Below are 6,000 nucleotides of genomic sequence, written 5' to 3'. Positions count from 1 at the left end.
TAGACCGCCTCGGAGGACGTGTTGACGATCGATCCGCCACCGGCCTCGACGAGGTGTGGGATCGCGTACCGCGCCGTCAGGAGGTACCCGGTGAGATTGACATCGATCATTCGCTGCCAGACTCCGAGGTCGATGTCGACCACATTGGTGTCCTGCTCGACCTGCGACGGGTCGACGTTCGCGGCGACGTTGAAGAGGCCATCGATCTTGCCGTATCGCTCGATCGCGAGATCGATGAGCGCCTTCACCTGCTCCTCGTCGGCGATGTCCAGAGTCGTCGCCACGCCCTCGCCGCCTCCCTCGGCGGCGGCCTGCACGGTGCGCTCGGCCGATGCCGGCGAGACGTCTCCCACTACGAGTCGGGCTCCGCCGGCTCCCAGAATCGCCGCTGCGGCGGTGGCGATACCGCCGGCTCCTGCGAATACGATGACCTTGTCCCTGAGACCCTCCATCGGGTCCTCCTTTTCCTGTCGGTGACGTGACTGCCGCCCGTTGTCGGGCGCGGAGACGGTGCCTACTGGCTGACGCCCGCCTGGACGTCCTGCTCGCGCTGGGTTTCCCTCAGCCGTACCCGATTGGCGCGACGCGCTTCCTGGCGCACCGGATCGGCGACCGGGGCGGCGAGCAGCAGCCGCTGAGTGTACGGATGCTCCGGTTCCGATGTGACGGCGGCGCGGTGCCTTCCTCGATGATCTCGCCCCGGTACACCACCCCGACGCGATGGCTGATGTGTCGCACCACGGTCAGATCGTGGGAGATGAATAGATAGGCGACGCCGGTGCTGCGCTGCACATCGACGAGCAGGTCGAGGATCGTAGCCTGGGTCGACAGGTCGAGGGCGGATACCGGCTCGTCGCACACGATCAGCTCGGGCTCGGGCGCAAGCGCCCGGCGATCGCCACACGCTGCCGCTGGCCACCGGAGAACTCCCGGGGTAACCGCTCGGCCGCGTTCTTCGGCAGCCCCACGCGGTCGAGGAGGTCGAGCACCCGCGCTTGGGCGTCTCGGCGAGTCGCACCCTGCACGACGAGGGGTTCGCTGAGCGTGTCGCCCACGGTCAGGGAGGGGTTGAGCGAGGTGTAAGGATCCTGGAACACGACCTGCAGGTGCTTCGCGAGCTCCCGCCGATGCGTACCCGTCGCTTTGGAGATCTCCTGGCCCGCGAACCGTACGCTTCCACTCGAGACCGGCGCAAGGCCCAGGATGGCCCTTCCGATGGTGGTCTTGCCCGAGCCCGACTCCCCCCACGATGCCCAGCGTCTCGCCGACGCCGATCGAGAAAGACACGCCGTGCACGACCTCGACGGGCGGCTTGCGGAATCCGCTGACGGGATAGCTGACCTTCAGGTCGTTCACTTCCAAGAGGCTGTGGCTCATGATCCCTGCTCCTCGAGGGTGATGGGTCGTGCGGGCGGACCATCCGAGCGGACCGTGCTCTCGTCGAGGATCGCGTCGAGGAGCATTCGCGTGTACGGATGCTTCGGGTCGGCGAATACCTCTCGGGTGCCGCCCGTCTCGACGACCTCGCCGTTCCGCATAACCGCGATGCGGTCGCAGATGTCGGCGACGACTCCGAAGTTGTGCGTGACGAGGATGATCGCCATGCCGATCTCCTGCTGGAGGTCGCGGAGCAGGTCGAGGATCTCGGCCTGCACCGTCACATCGAGCGCCGTCGTCGGCTCGTCGGCGATCAGGAGCTTCGGTCGACTTGCGACTGCACCAGCGATCAGCACGCGCTGGGCCATGCCTCCCGAGACCTGGTGGGGATAGGAGTCGAAGGTGCGCTGGGGGTCCGCGATTCCCACCCTCTCGAGCAGGGCGAGCACCCGCGCCACAGCGTCCTTCCGCGACATGCTCGAGGATGCCCGGAGCCCTTCGACCATCTGGGCACCGATGGTGTAGACGGGATCGAGGTTCGACATCGGCTCCTGGGGGATGTACGCGATGGTCGAGCCCCTCAGCGCATGCAGATCCTTCTGCTTCGCCCCCAGCAGTTCACGCCCTTCGACGAGGACCGAGCCGCGTGTGACGATCGCCTCCGACGGCAGGACGCCCAGGACGGCGAAAGCGGTTTGCGTCTTGCCTGATCCGGACTCGCCAACCAGCCCGAGGACCTCGCCGGGGTTGACCTGCAGCGACACTCCGCGGACTACTTCGACGCGGTCCCCGGAGGGCGACTGGTAGGCGATTCCGAGATCGTGCACGTCGAGCATGGCTCCGGCCTTGTGGTCGGCGGCGCGCTGCTTCACCTCGTCGAGAGCGGTGCCGTTGACGGTGAGTTTCGCCGGGCGGGGACGGGCACCCTCGAACGCGTCCCGAAGGGCGTTTCCGAAAAGGACCAGGCACGCCGTGAGCAGACCGAGCCACAGCGACGGCCAGATGTACTGCAGCGGATCGACATACAGGTTGCGGAATCCGTCGCCGATCATCGCCCCGAAGCTCGGGATCTCCTTCGAACCGACTCCGAGGAACGCGAGCCCCGCCTGCACTCCGATCGCCGATCCGGCGAGGAACGACGTCGCGACGATGATCGGCCCACGGACGACCGACAGGACGTGTCGCGCGAGGATGCGCGTGTTCGTCACGCCGGAGACTCGAGCCGCGTCGACGTAAAGCTCGCGGCCGACGCCGATCGTCTGATTGCGCACGATGCGGTAGATGCCCGGCGACAGAAGCACACCGAAGATGGCCATCGTGTAGCGGTAGTCGCCCGCGGTGAGCGGCATCAGCAGGATGAGCAGGAGCAGACCGGGGAAGGTCATGATCAACGTGAAGAGCCACTCCGTCACACCCCTGACCCGCTGGAAGTATCCCCCGACCAGGCCGGCCGCGGTGCCGATCACCAGCGCGATCGAGGTGCCGATCAGAGCGGAGACCGTCGCGGTGTTCATCGAGTGCAGCAGTCGGCTGAAGATGTCACGACCGAACTGGTCGGTACCGAGGGGGTAGGTGTCGGAGAACAAAGGAAGGTTGTACGAGTCGAGGCGCGCTTCGTTCGGCTCATGCATAGGGAGCACAGACGCGAGCAGCCCGAATACCACCATCACGAGGATGATCGTGCCGGTGATGACAGCCTGCGGATCCCGAATGAGCTTGCCGAATGTGCTGCGGCGGGAGCTGCGATCGGGCGGATCGACGGTCTCCGCGATGACGGGCAGTGTCGCGCTCAATGGACTCTCGCTTTCGGGTTCAGCCAACCATTGGCCAGGTCGGTGATGAGGTTGATGGCGACAGTGAGACCGACGGAGAAAATGACGAGCCCCATGATGACCGGGAAGTCGCCCTGGATGGAGGCGTTGAAGCTGTAGAGACCGACGCCGGGGAGGGCGAATACCTGCTCGATGACGAGCGCGCCGAAGAACATCGACCCGAACTCCAGACCCGCGACGGTAAGCGCCGGCCCCGCTGCGTTGCGCAGTGCGTGACGCAGTACCAGCGCTCTCGTGCTGACGCCCCGCGTACGCAGGGTCCGCACGTAGTCCTTGCGAAGCTCGTCGATCATCGTGCCGCGTACCTGGGTGGCGATGTTGGCGGCTCCCCCGAGGCACAGCACGATGACCGGGATCGTTATCGACCGCACCCATGCCTGGGGGTCATCCTGCGGCGAGGTGTAGCCGCCGGCCGGAAGTACCTGCAGGGTGACGGCGAGAACCGACACGAGGAAAATGGCGACAAGCAGGCCCGGGATCAGGAGACCGCTGAGCATGACGCCCTGCAGCATCTTGTCGATCCAGCCGCCTCGGGCTGCAGCGACAACGCCGAGCACCACGGCGATGACGACGGAGATGATCAACGCCGGGATGATCACCGACAAGGTCACCCCCATGCGACGGGCGACCGCGGAAGCGACTGGCTCCCCCGTGTAGAAGGACTGGCCGAGGTCTCCGGTCAGCACCCGACCGAGCCAGTCCACGTATTGCACGGGGATCGGACGGTCGAGGCCGAGTTCGGCCTTGAGCGCGGCGACGGTCTCGGTGTTGGCGGCGGTCAGAAGCCGGTTGGCCAGGATGCTGTCGAACGAGAAGCTCAATAGCCAGTAGGTGATCGCTGAGACCAAGACGATCAGGATGATGCCTGTCGCGATCCGGCGCGCTGCGTATCTCAGCAAGGAATCCTCGATTTCAAGAGAGGTGGGGGTAGTACGGCAAGCGTGCCGGTCGGCGGGGAAGGTAAGGCAGGCGCGCGGGTCGGCGGGGCCGCCAGAAGCGGTCGGCCCCGCCGGTCAGGTCACTCGGAGACGTCGAACTGGTCGAGAGTCGGGGCGATCTGATAAGAGGTGTTCACGACTGCGTACCCCTCCCGCGCGGCGACCAGCGAGTGGCTCTTGACGATGGGGGCAGACCAGGCGTTCTCGACGCCCCACTCGTTGATCTCCTGGTAGACCGCGCTCGCCTCTTCTGCAGAGACGGCCGCACGCGCTCGGGTGAGCATCTCGGTGAGCTCGGGATCCTCGCTGCCGAAGGGGTTCAGGAATCCCTGCGGCGAGAAGTGACCGAAGGCGACCGTGCCGTCGGGGTCGTTGCCGTCGGGCCAGACCACGAGGGGGAACGACTTGGACGTGATGGCGGTAACCGTGTCTTGGGCCGGGATCGGCTGCCATGTCACGTCGATCCCGATGTCCGCCAGAGCCTGCCCCACAACGGGCTCGAGCTGCCCCGAGTAGATGATGCTCGGCATCGTCACCGAAAAGCCGTCGGGATAGCCTGCTTCTGCCAACAGATCTTTGGCCCCCTCAACGTCGTATTCATAGGTGTCGTTGAGGGCTTCGTCGAAGGCGTCGAAGGTCGGATAGAACACCTGCTCGGATGGAGCGCCCAGTCCGTTCATCGCATTCGCCACGATGTTCTCCCGGTCGAAAGCCATGTTGATCGCCTGCCGAACGCGCACGTCGGCGAGGGCCGGCTGAATGGTGCCGTCCCGGTCGGCGATGATCAAGGTCTGCTGGCTGGTGTTCTCGACCTCGGAGATCTCGATGCCCGGCACTGACTCCAGTGAGGCACGCGAGGCGGGAAGCACGCTCGGTGCGACGTCGACCTCCCCGGAGCGGAGTGCGTTCTCGAGCGCGGTGGAGTCTTCGATGACGCGGACCGTGACGGTTGAGAAGGGGTAGTTGTCGGCGTTCCAGTGATCATCCCGCTTGGTCAGCACATACTCCGCCCCGGGCGTCGAAGCTTCGAGATCGAGGATGTACGGTCCGGAGCCGATCGGATTCTGCCCGTAACCCGGTTCCGCCAGCTCGCCCGCCTTCGCGATGATGCCGGCTGGGCCGGTGAACTTCCGCAGGAGGCTGGGGTCGGGCTGGCTCAGCGTCAGCGTCAGCGCCGTGTCGCTGGTGACCTCGATCGACGCTATGCCCTCGACCTCGCGCTGGCTCGGCCCCGGGGTGTCCCGGATGCGCTCCAGTGTCGCCTTCAGGTCATTCGCGGTCGCGGGTGTGCCGTCCGAGAAGACGAGGTCGTCGCGAAGCGTCAGGTTCATCGTCAGACCGTCTTCGGAGAAGGACCACTCCGTAGCAGCCCTCGGCTCGTACTCGCCGTCTGGTCCGGTGAAGACGAGAGTGTCGTAGACCGACTTCCAGATGTACCCATCCGTGCCCGATGAGGCACTGACAGGGTCCAGCTGGGAGGGCTGCCGCGCCACGGGGATCGTGAGTTCGGTCGGCGCTTGTCCGCCGCCTGTCTCGGTACCGCCGCCACCGGGCGAGCATGCGCTGACACTCAGTGTCGCGACAACGACGGCCGCGGCCGCCGCCAGACGCCATCCGCGGCTGCTTCCGGCGGATGCTCTCAGAGACTGCATAAAAACTCCTTCGTCTTACGCGAGACACGCTTCGTCGCGTTCCGCCGACAATAGCCGTACTGACAACCGATTGCCACTCTTGTACGTGAATCGTTACGAGGGGGCGGAGCGGGCCGTTCAGCATCGTCCGGCGGCAGCCGTTCTTCGACGATTACGCCTTCCGCGATCAGGATCGACCGTCTCGCCGCCTTGCTGTGGCAA

Annotated in this window: 6 protein-coding genes; all 6 read right to left on the bottom strand. The window is 65.8% G+C overall.

Annotated elements, in window-relative coordinates; all coding sequences use genetic code 11:
- Positions 1 to 452: SDR family NAD(P)-dependent oxidoreductase (locus C1I63_RS19310; RefSeq protein ID WP_146168514.1), on the bottom strand; the 452-nt coding region annotated here is incomplete at its 3' end.
- A gap of 109 nt (positions 453 to 561) precedes the next feature.
- Positions 562 to 861, bottom strand: a complete 300-nt coding sequence (locus C1I63_RS20470) for a hypothetical protein (protein WP_425326994.1) — start codon at positions 859 to 861, stop codon at positions 562 to 564.
- Positions 862 to 863: 2 nt separating this feature from the next.
- On the bottom strand, positions 864 to 1,202 hold the full coding sequence (locus C1I63_RS20465) for an ATP-binding cassette domain-containing protein (protein WP_425326996.1): 339 nt from the start codon (positions 1,200 to 1,202) through the stop codon (positions 864 to 866).
- A gap of 171 nt (positions 1,203 to 1,373) precedes the next feature.
- On the bottom strand, positions 1,374 to 3,170 hold the full coding sequence (locus C1I63_RS19300; protein ID WP_211315686.1) for a dipeptide/oligopeptide/nickel ABC transporter permease/ATP-binding protein: 1,797 nt from the start codon (positions 3,168 to 3,170) through the stop codon (positions 1,374 to 1,376).
- Positions 3,167 to 4,108, bottom strand: coding sequence for an ABC transporter permease (locus tag C1I63_RS19295; protein WP_107576174.1), 942 nt, complete (start codon positions 4,106 to 4,108; stop codon positions 3,167 to 3,169). Before C1I63_RS19295 ends, C1I63_RS19300 begins: the two co-directional genes overlap by 4 nt.
- Positions 4,109 to 4,227: 119 nt before the next feature.
- Positions 4,228 to 5,799 carry an ABC transporter substrate-binding protein gene (locus tag C1I63_RS19290; protein ID WP_107576173.1) on the bottom strand — a complete coding sequence of 524 codons (1,572 nt, stop codon included), beginning with the start codon at positions 5,797 to 5,799 and terminating at the stop codon, positions 4,228 to 4,230.
- Positions 5,800 to 6,000 lie beyond the last annotated feature (201 nt).

Source organism: Rathayibacter caricis DSM 15933, assembly GCF_003044275.1.
In the GTDB taxonomy this organism is placed as follows: domain Bacteria; phylum Actinomycetota; class Actinomycetes; order Actinomycetales; family Microbacteriaceae; genus Rathayibacter; species Rathayibacter caricis.
Note: the sequence above shows the minus strand (reverse complement) of the source record. Positions and strands in the feature narration are given on the sequence as shown.

What these genes read in the sequence shown, in the direction of transcription:
- C1I63_RS19290 (WP_107576173.1), bottom strand. Translation starts at nt 5,799, where the DNA reads ATGCAGTCTCTGAGAGCATCCGCCGGAAGCAGCCGCGGATGGCGTCTG.